Source organism: Christiangramia flava JLT2011, from assembly GCF_001951155.1.
GTDB lineage: Bacteria > Bacteroidota > Bacteroidia > Flavobacteriales > Flavobacteriaceae > Christiangramia > Christiangramia flava.
On record NZ_CP016359.1, the window covers coordinates 3,177,235 to 3,190,831 of the forward strand.

General features: G+C 44.3%; 16 protein-coding genes. 12 read left to right on the forward strand and 4 right to left on the reverse strand.

Going from position 1 to position 13,597, the window contains the following annotated elements; genetic code table 11:
* The first annotated feature begins 5 nt into the window (after window positions 1-5).
* The 6 genes from GRFL_RS14035 to GRFL_RS14060 all read left to right on the forward strand — a co-directional run bounded on the left by GRFL_RS14035 (window position 6) and on the right by GRFL_RS14060 (window position 4,117).
* A complete protein-coding gene (locus GRFL_RS14035) occupies window positions 6-320 on the forward strand; it encodes a hypothetical protein (protein WP_083646149.1) in 315 nt (104 codons plus the stop codon).
* 2 nt (window positions 321-322) lie between these two features.
* Entirely contained in the window at window positions 323-808 is a 486-nt protein-coding gene (locus GRFL_RS14040; RefSeq protein WP_083645222.1) for a DUF2231 domain-containing protein, read from the forward strand.
* A gap of 4 nt (window positions 809-812) precedes the next feature.
* Entirely contained in the window at window positions 813-1,427 is a 615-nt protein-coding gene (locus GRFL_RS14045) for a class I SAM-dependent methyltransferase (RefSeq protein WP_083646151.1), read from the forward strand.
* Window positions 1,427-2,830 (forward strand): coniferyl aldehyde dehydrogenase, encoded by a 1,404-nt coding sequence (locus tag GRFL_RS14050; RefSeq protein ID WP_083645223.1) that lies wholly within the window; start codon window positions 1,427-1,429, stop codon window positions 2,828-2,830. The genes GRFL_RS14045 and GRFL_RS14050 overlap by 1 nt, the downstream gene beginning before the upstream one ends.
* A 56-nt stretch (window positions 2,831-2,886) precedes the next feature.
* Window positions 2,887-3,573 (forward strand): nitroreductase family protein, encoded by a 687-nt coding sequence (locus tag GRFL_RS14055; RefSeq protein WP_083645224.1) that lies wholly within the window; start codon window positions 2,887-2,889, stop codon window positions 3,571-3,573.
* Between the two features lie 133 nt (window positions 3,574-3,706).
* Window positions 3,707-4,117 (forward strand): hypothetical protein, encoded by a 411-nt coding sequence (locus GRFL_RS14060; RefSeq protein WP_083645225.1) that lies wholly within the window; start codon window positions 3,707-3,709, stop codon window positions 4,115-4,117.
* Between the two features lie 44 nt (window positions 4,118-4,161).
* Here GRFL_RS14060 and GRFL_RS14065 read toward each other — a convergent pair whose 3' ends face one another.
* From GRFL_RS14065 to GRFL_RS14080, 4 genes are read right to left on the reverse strand one after another with little or no spacing between them, the layout of a single operon-like run.
* On the reverse strand, window positions 4,162-4,584 hold the full coding sequence (locus GRFL_RS14065) for a DsrE family protein (protein WP_083645226.1): 423 nt from the start codon (window positions 4,582-4,584) through the stop codon (window positions 4,162-4,164).
* Entirely contained in the window at window positions 4,581-4,988 is a 408-nt protein-coding gene (locus tag GRFL_RS14070; protein ID WP_083645227.1) for a DoxX family protein, read from the reverse strand. Before GRFL_RS14070 ends, GRFL_RS14065 begins: the two co-directional genes overlap by 4 nt.
* Window positions 4,989-5,031: 43 nt before the next feature.
* Window positions 5,032-5,448 (reverse strand): hypothetical protein, encoded by a 417-nt coding sequence (locus tag GRFL_RS14075; RefSeq protein WP_139839221.1) that lies wholly within the window; start codon window positions 5,446-5,448, stop codon window positions 5,032-5,034.
* On the reverse strand, window positions 5,423-6,418 hold the full coding sequence (locus tag GRFL_RS14080) for an aldo/keto reductase (RefSeq protein WP_083645229.1): 996 nt from the start codon (window positions 6,416-6,418) through the stop codon (window positions 5,423-5,425). Before GRFL_RS14080 ends, GRFL_RS14075 begins: the two co-directional genes overlap by 26 nt.
* A 179-nt stretch (window positions 6,419-6,597) precedes the next feature.
* On the opposite strand from GRFL_RS14080, the gene GRFL_RS14085 reads away from it, so the two are divergent.
* The 6 genes from GRFL_RS14085 (at window position 6,598) to GRFL_RS14110 (ending at window position 13,538) form a co-directional block, all read left to right on the forward strand.
* Window positions 6,598-7,476 (forward strand): sterol desaturase family protein, encoded by an 879-nt coding sequence (locus GRFL_RS14085; protein ID WP_083645230.1) that lies wholly within the window; start codon window positions 6,598-6,600, stop codon window positions 7,474-7,476.
* A gap of 21 nt (window positions 7,477-7,497) precedes the next feature.
* Window positions 7,498-8,835 carry an MBL fold metallo-hydrolase gene (locus GRFL_RS14090; RefSeq protein WP_083645231.1) on the forward strand — a complete coding sequence of 446 codons (1,338 nt, stop codon included), beginning with the start codon at window positions 7,498-7,500 and terminating at the stop codon, window positions 8,833-8,835.
* Window positions 8,836-9,046: 211 nt separating this feature from the next.
* On the forward strand, window positions 9,047-9,532 hold the full coding sequence (locus GRFL_RS14095) for an acyl-CoA carboxylase biotin carboxyl carrier protein subunit (RefSeq protein ID WP_083645232.1): 486 nt from the start codon (window positions 9,047-9,049) through the stop codon (window positions 9,530-9,532).
* A gap of 27 nt (window positions 9,533-9,559) precedes the next feature.
* Window positions 9,560-11,008: an acetyl-CoA carboxylase biotin carboxylase subunit gene (gene accC, locus GRFL_RS14100; RefSeq protein WP_083645233.1), complete on the forward strand. Its 1,449-nt coding sequence runs from the start codon at window positions 9,560-9,562 to the stop codon at window positions 11,006-11,008.
* A 22-nt stretch (window positions 11,009-11,030) separates the two neighbouring features.
* Window positions 11,031-12,572 carry an acyl-CoA carboxylase subunit beta gene (locus GRFL_RS14105; RefSeq protein WP_083645234.1) on the forward strand — a complete coding sequence of 514 codons (1,542 nt, stop codon included), beginning with the start codon at window positions 11,031-11,033 and terminating at the stop codon, window positions 12,570-12,572.
* A 54-nt stretch (window positions 12,573-12,626) separates the two neighbouring features.
* Window positions 12,627-13,538 (forward strand): NAD(P)-dependent oxidoreductase, encoded by a 912-nt coding sequence (locus GRFL_RS14110; protein ID WP_083645235.1) that lies wholly within the window; start codon window positions 12,627-12,629, stop codon window positions 13,536-13,538.
* The last annotated feature ends 59 nt before the right edge of the window (window positions 13,539-13,597 follow it).

Genomic DNA, 13,597 nt, shown 5'->3' on the forward strand with positions numbered 1-13,597 from the left:
AAATTATGAAAAATGCGATTTTAAAAGGAATGCTATTCAGTACTATTCTTTTGTTCTTTGCCTGCGGGGAAAGTACAGATGTAGTAGAATCTGGAACATACCAGGGAACGATCAAAGAGGTGGAAGCGGCAAAATCTGAAATCTACGTTAATACGGCAGACGATAAAACCCTGGAACTGTATTTCACCGATAGTACGAAGCTCACCCGCAATGGTAGCAGTGTGGAGTTTTCTGAACTGGAAGAAGGGCAGAAGGTCGAAGTTGAGGTTGAAAAACAGGGTAAAAGATTAGACCCTATTTCAGTTAATATCATGGAATAAAAATGAACGAATTACCAGAATTTTTCCGAACAGAGGTTTACCACCCTCTGTTCGTTCATTTTCCGATTGTCCTGTTGCTGATTGCGACCCTTTTTAAGATTGTGAGTTTGTGGTCTAAAAAGGTCACTTATTCTGAAGGAGGCAGCATTTTGCTTATTCTGGGGGTAATCAGTGTTTGGATCGCGGTTTATACTGGTGACCAGGCAGATGGGATCGTTTCCAGGCAACTTTGTGACCCAACGGTACTTAAAGAACATGAAAACCTGGCCACTACTACTGCCTGGATATTTTCTATGGCCTTGGTGCTGGATCTTTTGCTGAGGTACGTGGAATCATTTAGGAAAAAATCTGCCTATTACATCGTAGCTTTGCTAATGCTGGCAGGATCGGTAACGCTTACACTGGCCGGCCACCATGGCGCCGAACTGGTTTACCAGCAGGCAGCCGGTGTGAATGTTCCAAGCGAAGATTGTTCAGAATTCAATTAAATACATGAAAGGAGATAAGAACTACTGGGAAGGGATCTATGAATCCAAAAATTTTGAAGAGACCAGCTGGTACCAGTCAGAACCAGAATTTTCACTAAATATCATTGAGTCCCTTGGATTGCCTCATGAAGCGGCGATCATCGATATTGGCGGTGGCGACAGTATTCTGGCTGAAGCCCTGCTCGAAAGAGATTATGAGAACCTCAGTGTGCTGGACATCGCAGCCAATGTGATTGATCGTGCGAAAACCCGCCTGGGTGCAAATGCTTCAAAAATCGACTGGATCGTGAGCGATGTGACGAAGTTCGAAGCTTCCACAAAATATGATCTCTGGCATGATCGCGTTACGTTTCATTTTTTAACTGCCGAAGAGGCTGTGCAGGATTATCTTAAGATCCTTCAGAAGGCTGTAAAATCTGGCGGATATGTTTTTTTGGCGACATTTTCAGAAAACGGTCCGGAGAAATGTAGTGGTTTGCCCATTAAGCAGTATTCTTCTGAAGAAATGACCAGGTTGCTGGCTCCACATTTTGAAGCTTTGAGCGTTCGCAATATTGACCATGTAACTCCCTGGGGCGCCAAACAGAATCTGACAGTGGGATTATTTCAGAAAAAATAATGGATCGCAGCGAACTGGAACAACTTTTATTTAGGCAAAAACAGGCCTTTAAACGAGAAGTTCCCGGTTATGAACGGCGAATAGAGGCGCTTCGGAAACTCTCTTCGATCCTTGAGGAGCATCAGGAAGAATTGATACATGCTGTAGCGCGGGATTTTGGCTGGCGATCTCATGACGAGACCTTGTTGCTGGAAATTTACCCCTTACAGGACGAGATCAGGCATGCGATCAAGAACTTAAAAAGCTGGATGAAAAGTCGGCGTGTGAGTGGTTCCTGGTTTTTATATCCCGCGAAAGCTTTTTACCAATATCAACCAAAAGGTTGCGTAGGCATCATGGGAGCATGGAATTACCAGTTAATGCTGTGCCTGAGCCCAATGATAGATGCGCTGGCTGCTGGAAACCATATCCTGCTAAAACCTTCGGAAATTGCGCCACATTCTGCCGGTTTACTAAAGCGCTTACTGAATGCGAATTTTGACGAGGCCTATGTAAGCTGCGTGACCGGTGATGCCGATACGGCCAGGAATTTTTCTGCACTTGGTTTTGATCACCTGTTTTTCACCGGTTCTACCACAACCGGAAAAAAGGTTATGGAAGCTGCCGCACCTAATTTAACGCCGGTAACGCTGGAACTTGGCGGTAAATCACCGGCCATTATTCATCCTTCTTATTCAGTGGAAAGAGCTGTAAAACGAATACTTACAGGAAAACTTTTCAATGCCGGGCAAACCTGTGTGGCTCCAGATTATCTAATGTGTCCGGAAAGTCTGAATACCCAGATTGAAGAACAGGCTCGGAATTTTATGCAACAGCATTTTCAGGAATTGCTGGATGCCGGGCAGTATACATGGATCATTAATGATAAGCATTACGAACGCTTGCAGTCACTGCTAAAAGACGCCGAAGAAAAAGGAGCGAAACTGGTGCCATTGTGGGATTCTGAGCCGGAAGACAGGCAGTTTTTTCCTTATTTGATTTTTGGCGTACAGGAGGACATGAGAATCATGCAGGAAGAAATTTTCGGGCCCTTGCTTCCGGTGCTGAATATAGAATCTCTTAGCGGGTGGATCTCCTATGTGGAATCCAATCCCAGGCCATTGGCTTTGTACTATTTCGATTCCAATAAGAAACGCATTCGAAGAATGCTTCAGGAAACGAATTCCGGTGGCGTGACCATTAATGATACTATTTACCACCTGGCTCAGCATAATCTGCCCTTCGGTGGAAATGGAGATAGCGGGATGGGCCATTACCACGGTTTTGATGGCTTTGAAACTTTCTCCAAGAAAAAAGCGGTCATGAAACAATATTCCTTTGCACCTACCGATTTTCTGCGGCCGCCATTTACCGGGGTCAAAAAGACGTTACTTCGGAAACTGGGAAGTTTTCTGAAAGCCTGACCCCATTTTTCAGAAATTTAGGGTGAATTCTTTAATTTTGAAGGAAAGATTCATTCATGGCCAGCGCAAAAATTATCAACGGTTACCAACACATCCCATACGAGCAACAAATACTTTCAGAAAAAGAAAGTTTCAGCCGCAGCAGGGAGTTTTATGAATTTCTGGATAAACGCCGCTCCGTAAGGCATTTTTCAGACAAGGAAGTTTCCGAGGAAATCATTAAAAATCTTCTTTTAAGTGCAGGAACTGCACCTTCCGGAGCTCATAAGCAACCGTGGAAATTCTGTGCGATTTCTAACCAGCAGTTGAAAAGTGATATTCGGCGGGCTGCTGAAGAGGAAGAAAAGCGAAATTACGAATCGCGAATGAGCGATCGCTGGCTGAAGGACCTGGAACCGCTGGGAACTGATAGCGAAAAGGCATTTCTGGAAATTGCTCCCTGGCTGATCGTGGTTTTCAAAGAATCGTATGAATTGAATGAAAAGGAGGAGAAGCAGACCAATTATTACGTCAATGAATCGGTTGGAATAGCCTGTGGTATGCTTATCACTGCGATCCACCAAGCCGGTTTGGTCACACTTACCCATACGCCCAGCCCCATGAATTTTCTGGCCAGAATCCTGGGCAGGCCGGAGAATGAACGAGCTTTTTTACTGTTGCCAGTTGGTTATCCTGCAGAAGATGCTCTGGTGCCTGATATTTACAGGAAGAAGTTGGATGATATTGCAGATTTCTATAAATAAAAAAGGCGCCGACTTGTAGGGAAGGAACTCGGCGCCTCGTTGTATAGTATTGTGTAATTGGGGTTTAACACAAAATTTGTCAAAATTAATTGTTATTTGAAAGACAAATTGTAACAAATGTTACAGAAAGGATATGCCAAAAATCGTTGTGCATCGCGAAACCGAATGGGCTAATAAAGCCAGGAAAGTTGCCATTTTCCTGAATGGTAAAAAGCTTGGAACGATTGAAGATCGCCAGGTCATCGCTTTTGAAGTCCCAGAGGGAGAGCAGGAACTGGTAGCGAAAATAGATTGGTGTCGCAGTAATAAACTAATGCTGCACCTTCAACCTGATGAACTGGAACATGTGAAAATAGAGGGGTTCGTATTCTCATCCTATTTTTTTCCTGTATCCATGTTGGTCCTGCTGATCTATCTTGGTGTATATTTTACGACCGGCGTAAACAATGTCTATCTGGCAGCTGCAGTCATGTGCTGTCTGGGTTACCTCTTGTTTTTCCTGAGTGTTGGCCGGAAACATTACCTACAGCTGAAAATAAAATAGGCTGCCGGTTGCCGGCAGCCTATGAACTTCTGAATATTTTCGGTTTATAAGCCCAGGCTCATGAAACCTTTCTTCTGAAGCTGAAAATCATATAATATTCCGTTTTTCACGACTTTAATCCCTTCCGGAAGTTTGGAAGCATCCACCTCGAATTTCTTCAGGGAAAATCCGCAGGCGTTAATGATAACGCCAAGCTCTTTGGCCTGCTGAAGAAATGGAGCCATGGTTTCCGCATCGGTAAGTTCCTCTACAGTCTTCCCACAAACTATCACTTCGAACTGGCCAAAATGATCGCCGTCTTCTTTCCGAAGATCTTCTGCTGTGAGAAGAATGGGTTTGAGCTGTGGTACTTTTTTAGTCAGCACAACATAATTGTGTTCCTGTATTTCTGCGTTTTGTGCGTTGGCCTGTATACCGCTGAACAATATTAAACCAATGATTGCGATAATTTTTGATATACTTTTCATTTTGAGAGTTTTAAAATGTTAGGTGTTTTATTAATTATAAAAAATAGTAGTCCGCCCATAATGGCAATATTCTTGAATAATGGTCCCAGAGTTTCGATTTGTCCAACCTGAACCGAAAGGGTGATTGGTAGTAAGACCAAGGCGAGAATGATCGCCGCATAACGGGTGTAAAAACCAAGGATGAAAGCCAGGCCTGCTATAAGCATGACTACTCCCGAGAGGATGATCAGAGTTTCAGGATCGCCGAAAAAATGTGCAAATCCTTTAAACTTAGCCTGTTCCAGTTTGGCTACTGTTTTTTTTGTGTGTATTAGATGATTGAAGCCGGCCACCAGGAAGATTCCGCTTAGGAAAATGCGCAAAATGCGCACGCTTCCACGGTGTACCGCAATAGATTTTTCCATTTGAATAAAGGTTTAAATTGATAAAAAAGTTCGATTTTATCAATTAAACCCGGGGAGGTGGAGGTTGCGGTAAATTAGAAAATGAATATGATTTTAATAGGTGTTCAAAAATGGGTTTTTCCACCTGCTTGTTCACCCGCAGATCTGGAACCTGGGGTAGGAGAAAAGAAATATGACAGAGCTGATCCTGGAATTTAAAATGCGAAAATTCGTTGATCTGCTGCTGATTTTTGTGGGACTTCTGAAGCTGGTATTTTTTACAATTCGGATTGATGACCGTGACCACACTAGAAGAGAAGATCGCGGGAAGCTGAAGTTCCGCCAAGGCGTAGCTTCCGCAATACACCATTAATAAAAATGCCGCTATGAAGTTTTTCCAATTCACAGCGGCAATGTACTTATTGCAAACGGAAGCGAATGTGACAAAAGTTACATTAGCCTGGGGTTTCGGCTCTTTCATCAATTATGCCCTCATTTTTCAGGTCTTGCCAGAATTCTTTGGGAATCTTATAATCAAATGCCTGCATGTTCTCTTCAACCTGTTTTGGTTCGCTTGCCCCGGCCAGCACACAACTTACCACTTCCGGAGAATACGAAAACTGAATGGAAGCTTTGCTTAAATCAACATCATATTTACTGGCGATCTTTTTGATCGCATTAAGTTTTTGCACCTTTTCATCAGGCATATCACCACCGTAATTATATCGTTCTTTTCCCGAAAGTAATCCTGCATTGAAAGGAGCGGCGGCAATGAGACCGCAGCCATGTTCTTCAATAGCCGGGAAAAGCTTATCCAATGCTTCTTGGTGATCTATCAAGCTATAGGAAATAGCAGAAAGAAAGAGATCGGGTTCAAATTCGGTATTTAGGGTGCGTAATATTGGTTCGATCGTATTAACGCCCAATCCCCAGCCTTTGATCACACCTTCTTTTTTCAGGCTTTCGAGATAAGGCATGGCTCCTCTTTTAGCCACTTCAAAATGGTCTTCCCAGGTAGTGCCTTCTTCATATTCCTCATTGTGATCTGGCGAGAGATCGTGGATAAAAACATAATCGATGCGTTCAATTCCCAGTCGCTGGTAGCTGTCTTCCAGGGAGCGCTGAACGGCTTCAGCCGTATAATCATACTTATAATCGAAAGGTGAAGGCTTGTTCCACATGGTATCCGGAATTTTTTCCGAAGCTTTTAATACGCGGCCTACTTTTGTGGTGAGCGTGTAGTCATCCCGGTTCTGATTGTGCAGAAAATGCCCGAAACGCCTTTCGCTCAAACCCAGGCCATACCATGGCGAAGTATCATAATAGCGAACCCCGGCATTCCATGCTGCTTGTAGGGTTTGCTCAGATTCCTGATCGGTAAGGACCTTAAAACCATTTCCCATGGCTACTCCCCCGAGGCCAAAATGGTGGTTGAAATTGATCTTTTTCATAGCTGTTCTTTTTTCTTAAAATTACCGGGAATTTCGTCGCTGCCCAAAAAGATTAACTCCCTGTAACATTTTCCGTCAGGTATTTAAGAAAACACTTAGAAAGTGCCGGTAGAGACTTGTAACAAAAGTTACTGCCCTAACTACCCATTATTTATATTTTTGTTTTAGATTTTTAAAATTTGGAAAAGTACGTACAAATCATCAGCGAGTCTTTTACTGGGTATTTTCATTACCTGTATCAGGAAATCGTTAATCCTACCTGGACCAGTTATTTCTACTGGCTCATAGGTTTATCGCTATTGGTTTGGTTGCTGGAAATTGTGAATCCCTGGAGGAAGGAGCAGCAGCTTTTCCGAAAAGGATTCTGGCTGGACGGATTTTATATCTTTTTCAATTTCTTCCTTTTCTCACTCATAGGTTATAATGCCTTGAGCAATGTGGGAGTGGAATTATTCAATGATTTTCTTGGTCTCTTCGGAATGGAGAACATCGTGGCCATTGAAGTAGATGGTTTGCCAGCCTGGTCACAGCTGCTTATTATGTTCCTGGTGGCAGATTTTGTACAGTGGAATGTGCACAGGCAGTTACACCGAAGGCCGTGGTTGTGGGAATTTCATAAAATTCACCACAGCGTAAAGGAAATGGGCTTCGCCGCGCAGTTTCGATTTCATTTTATGGAAACGATTGTGTATAAAACGGTTCAGTATACCCCGCTGGCGATGATTGGTTTCGGGATACAGGAATTCTTCATTGTACACATGTTCACGGTGCTGGTAGGGCATCTGAACCATGCCAATGTCGGTTGGGGATACGGCCCGCTGGGGTACATTTTCAATAACCCGAAAATGCACATCTGGCATCACTCCAAGGAACTACCGGAATCGCATCCTTACGGGATGAATTTCGGCCTGAGCCTGAGCATTTGGGATTATCTTTTCGGTACCGCCTATCTCCCGAAGAGTGGAAAAGAGATCGAATTAGGCTTTAGCGGGGATGAGGAGTTTCCGCAGAATTTTACCAGCCAGATGGCTTTTCCGTTTAAAAAAAGTAAAAGTTAAACACACATAAATACAGATATCATGACTATAAAACAATTTAAAGATGCTCCTCTGGCTCATTATTCGTATGCGATCGTAAGCGACGGAAAAATGGCCCTGGTAGACCCTTCGAGAAACCCGATGCAGTATTACCAATACGCCGAAGAGCAGAATGCCGAAATAGTGGCAGTGTTTGAAACACATCCACATGCCGATTTTGTGAGTAGCCATATGCAGATACATGAGGAAACCGGAGCGACGATCTACGTGAGCAAGCTCGTTGGAGCAGATTATCCTCACCAGTCTTTTGATGAGGGCGATGAGGTGAAAATTGGAAAAGCCAGTTTCAGCGCCAGGAATACTCCTGGACATTCGCCAGATAGTATTACAGTAGTGGCCAAAGATGGCGAGGATACCGCGCTTTTCACCGGCGATACCTTGTTCATTGGGAATGTGGGCCGCCCGGACCTACGGGAGAAAGCCGGAAACATGAAAGCAAAACGCGTGGAACTGGCCAAGGATATGTACCATACCATTAAGAACAAGTTTACCGATTTGCCGGATGATGCCGTAGTCTATCCCGCGCATGGAGCCGGTTCGTTATGCGGAAAAAATATGAGTGATGCATCTTCAAGCACGCTTGGAAACGAACGCATGGGCAACTGGGCTTTCAAAGAACAAACCGAAGAAGAATTCGTGGAAGAGATTCTAAAGGATCAGCCATTTATTCCTTCTTATTTCGGGTTTAATGTGGATATTAATAAAACCGGCCCTGAGAATGTACAGCGCACCAAATGGGCGAATAAACTTCAGTTGGATGTAACTTCAGTGGAAGAAGGAGTGCTGGTAGTAGATGTGCGCGATGCCGATGATTTTAAGTCGGGACACCTCGCTAATAGCATCAATATCATGGCGCGTTCAGAAAGCGACAAATATGAGACCTGGCTGGGAGCGATCGTACAACCGGAAGAACCTTTTTACCTGGTGCTCGATTCTGTAGATCAACTGGAAGGATTGCTGGAAAGAACTGCCAAGATTGGATATGAAAAACAGATCAAGGCCGTGGTGACCCTCTCTCAATCGGTTTCCAAAACGATGGAAAAACTGGATGTGGAAGAATTTAAAAATCACCAGGATGAGTATACGATAGTAGATATCAGGAACAACAGCGAGGTGGAAGAAGGAAAGATCTTTGAAAGCGCTATAGCGATCCCGTTGAACGAACTGAGAGATCGAAAGGATGAATTACCAAAAGATAAGCCACTGGTAGTGCATTGTGCCGGAGGGTATAGATCAGCTGCCGGAAGCAGTATTCTCGATAAAGAGTTTAAAGATGCGAAAGTTTTTGACCTGAGCGACGCTATTAAAGATTTCCAATAGCGAGTTCATAATTTGACTGTGGTTGACCCGGGGCGTGAGTTCCGGGTTTTTTATTTACTGAAAATCTTGCCGAATTTTAAAATTTTCGATTCTTAGAACGAACTTCTGAATTGAAAACGTATCAGATTTACCATTATTTTGAGATTTCTGCAACATTTCAGAAGCCAGATATTTTTATCTTTACGTTCTCAGCTTAATCTGAAACGAGTGTATGGATAAAAAATACAAGGTAAAAGTTAACGACAGCTTTTCATTTGAATTCTCACAAAAGGAGATCGAAGAGCTGGACGCCCAGCAAACAGATGCTACTCATTTCCACCTTCTGAAGGAGAATCGCTCCTTCAGGGCTAATATCTCAAAACCTGATTTCCTGAACCGGCAGTATGAAGTAACTATCAATGCCAATAATTATTCGGTGAAGATCCAGAACGAACTGGACCAGTTGATCGAAGACATGGGGCTTTCCCTGGGAAGCGCCCAGCAGGTAAACGATATCAAGGCCCCAATGCCCGGCCTCATCCTCGAAGTGAATGTACAGGAAGGTGACCAGGTTACCGAAGGCCAGTATCTCCTGGTGCTGGAAGCGATGAAAATGGAGAACACATTAACAGCTCCTAGAGACGGAGTAGTGAAATCAATCAGTGTTCAGAAAGGAGACACCGTAGACAAGAATGAGCTCTTGATCGAAATGGAGTAGAAGAATTCAAATCGAGAAATTTTCAGCATGAAAAAAATATTAGTGGCTAACAGGGGAGAGATCGCCCTGCGCGTAATGAAAACCATAAAAAAAATGGGAATCGCGACCGTTGCGGTCTTTTCTGAAGCCGATAGGAATGCGCCGCATGTGAAGTTCGCAGATGAAGCGGTATGCATTGGAAAAGCGCCCTCCAGCGAATCTTACCTTCGGGCCGATAAGATCATTGAAGTTTCCAAAGAACTGAGCGTGGATGGCATTCATCCCGGTTATGGTTTCCTTAGTGAAAATGCAGATTTTGCCCGTAAAGTGGAGGAAAACGGAATTACGTGGATTGGCCCTGGTTCAAAAGCTATCGAGATCATGGGCAGCAAGCTCGCTGCCAAAGATGCCGTTAAAAAATACGATATTCCACTGGTGCCGGGAATTGATAAAGCGATTACCGATACCAAAAAGGCCAGGGAAATTGCCCAAGATATCGGGTTTCCTATTCTGATAAAAGCTTCTGCCGGAGGTGGCGGAAAAGGAATGCGCGTGGTGAACGAAGAGAAGGAACTGGAAGACCAGATGAAAAGAGCGATTTCCGAAGCAGAATCAGCATTTGGAGATGGTTCTGTTTTTATTGAAAAATATGTGACCTCACCACGGCATATCGAAATTCAGGTTTTATGCGATACTCACGGCAATTACCTTCATTTGTTCGAAAGGGAATGCAGCATCCAGCGGCGCCATCAAAAGGTTGTGGAGGAGGCTCCATCTGTAGTACTCGATGAAAAACTTCGGAAAGAAATGGGAGAAGCGGCCGTAAAGGTTGCTCAATCCTGCGATTACGTGGGCGCGGGAACGGTGGAATTCATTTTTGATGAAAACCGAAACTTTTATTTTCTGGAAATGAACACGCGTTTGCAGGTGGAACACCCGGTGACCGAATATATTACCGGTATTGACCTGGTGGAACAACAGGTACGTATCGCTAGGGGAGAAGAATTGTCATTTTCCCAGGACGACCTGAGCATCAAAGGTCATGCGATGGAACTGCGGGTGTATGCGGAAGATCCTCTTGAAGATTTTATGCCCAGCACCGGGAAATTAGTGAAATATGAAACGCCTTCAGGAAACGGTATTCGTCTTGACAATGGTTTTGAAGAGGGGATGGAGGTACCAATCTATTATGATCCCATGCTGGCGAAGCTGATCACTTACGGAAAGACCCGGGAAGAAGCTATTGAAATGATGCTGGAAGCCATAGATGATTATCTCGTGGAGGGCGTGAGTACCACGTTGCCTTTCGGGAAATTTGTCTTTCAGCATGATGCCTTCCGAAGTGGTGATTTTAATACGCATTTTGTAAAGGAATACTATTCGCCGGAAGCCCTGAAAGAAAATAATGAAAAAGAAGCCCGCCTCGCGGCTCTGATCGCACTGAAACAATATTTGGAAGACAAGGAACAGCTTCGAATTCCTAAAAATCAGGCCTAACTAAAAATTTGAATTCTGCCCAATGAGTAAGAATCTGGATAAATTGAAAGAAAAGATCGCGGAAGCCCATAAGGGTGGTGGCGAAAAAAGAATAGCCAAACAGCACGAAAAGAAGAAATTAACGGCCCGGGAGCGGGTAGAATATCTCCTTGACGAAAATTCATTCGAAGAAATCGGTATCCTGGTGACCCATCGTACGACCCATTTCGGAATGGATCAGCAGAAGTTCTACGGTGATGGTGTAGTTACCGGTTACGGGACGATCAACGACCGACTCGTCTATGTCTTTGCACAGGATTTTACGGTTTTTGGAGGTTCGCTTTCAGAAACTCATGCTGAAAAGATTTGTAAAATCATGGATATGGCCGTAAAAGTTGGGGCCCCGATCATTGGTCTCAATGATTCCGGCGGAGCAAGGATACAGGAAGGTGTTCGTTCGCTCGGAGGCTATGCTGATATTTTTCATAGGAATGTTAAAGCTTCGGGGGTGATCCCTCAAATTTCGGCAATTATGGGGCCTTGTGCCGGTGGTGCGGTTTACTCCCCAGCCATGACCGATTTTACCCTGATGGTTGAGGACACTTCCTACATGTTTGTGACTGGCCCTAACGTCGTGAAAACAGTGACCAACGAGGAAGTGACTTCCGAAGAACTGGGAGGCGCTAGCACGCATTCCACCAAGTCTGGGGTGACACACGTGACCTGCGCCAATGATATCGTATGTCTCGAAAATATCAAGCAGCTTATCAGTTACATGCCACAGAGCAACAAAGAGGCTCCTGAAAAGCTACCGTTTGAGCCGGGAGATGAACATCGCGAAGTCCTGGAAGGTATCGTTCCAGACAGTTCGAACAAGCCTTATGATATGCACGAGGTGATCCAGGGGATCATCGATGAAGAGTCTTTTTTTGAGATCCATAAAAATTATGCTGATAATATTATCGTGGGATTTGCAAGAATTGGCGGCCGAAGTGTTGGAGTGATCGCGAACCAGCCTATGAGCCTTGCCGGAGTACTCGATGTAGATTCTTCGAAAAAAGCCGCAAGATTCACCCGTTTTTGCGATTGTTTTAATATTCCGTTACTCGTGCTGGTAGATGTACCTGGATTTTTACCGGGAACCGACCAGGAGTGGAACGGGATCATTTTGCACGGAGCAAAACTCCTGTACGCGTTGAGCGAAGCTACGGTTCCAAAAGTAACGGTGATCACCCGAAAAGCATATGGGGGCGCGTATGATGTGATGAATTCCAAGCATATCGGTGCCGATTTCAATTTTGCCTGGCCTACTGCGGAAATTGCCGTAATGGGAGCCAAGGGGGCTTCGGAAATCATTTTCAGAAAAGAGATCAAGGAAGCGGAAGATTCGGAAAAGAAGCTGGCTGAAAAAGAGGCCGAATATGCTGAAAAGTTCGCTACTCCGTTTGAAGCGGCCCAACGGGGCTTTATCGATGAGGTGATCATGCCGAAAGATACGCGCCGTAAACTGATCAAAGCTTTCAGTGCACTGGAAACAAAATCGGTTTTAAGACCCGATAGAAAACACGGGAATATCCCGTTATAATAGTGATTTCAGGAGTCCTACATACTAACTCCTGGAAACGCGAAAATTTCGACTATGAAATTTAAAAAACTGGTTTGTATCGACGAAACCAAGATGAACGAAGCCTCTGTGAAGAGGCTTCATGATTTTGCAGATGAGGTAGAAGTTTTTTCAGACTATCCTGAAGACCAGCAAACCATCATAGACAGGGCAAAAAATGCCGAGGCTATCCTGGTTTCCTGGCATACCGAAATTTCTGCAGAAGTGATTGATGCCGCTCCCAATCTTCGCTACATTGGGATGGCCTGTAGTCTGTACGACGTTGAATCGGCTAACGTGGCCGTAGATCATGCCAGGTCAAAAGGGATTACGGTGACCGGTATTTTCGATTACGGGGATCCCGGAGTGGGGGAATTTATCATATCAGAATTGATACAACTGCTGAATGGATACAAGGGGAAAATATGGAAAAATGAACCGGTTGAACTGAATAGTTTGAAAATTGGCATTATCGGGCTAGGAGTTACCGGGCAGTTACTGGCCGATTATCTCCAGCCATTTCAACCCTCAATTTATTATTTCAGCAGGACCCGAAAAGCCGACTATGAGCAGAAAGGTGTAAAATTCCTGGAGCTGGAAGAGCTGCTGAAGACCTGTGATGTGATCAGTATCCATCTTCCAAAGCACACCGAATTGCTGAACTATTCCCAATTTGAACAATTAGGTAAGGCTAAGATCCTGATCAATACTTCTCTGGGCCGACCGTTTGAGCTGGATGCTTTTGAAAACTGGCTCCAAAATGAGGGCAATTTTGCCATTTTTGATGGCGATGCCATGGCTTCTTTGCCCGAAAAATTTTCCGGTTACGATCAGGTTATTTCCAACAAGGTCAGTGCCGGATGGAGTCTGCAAACCAAAAACCGCCTTTCAGAAAAGGTGATTGAGAATATCCAGGAATATATTCAGCAGGAAAGTACCGAAGGATAAACGGGCATTGTAACTCTTGTTACTGAGCAGGCCGCTGGATTCGGCTACTTTTGCTCGGC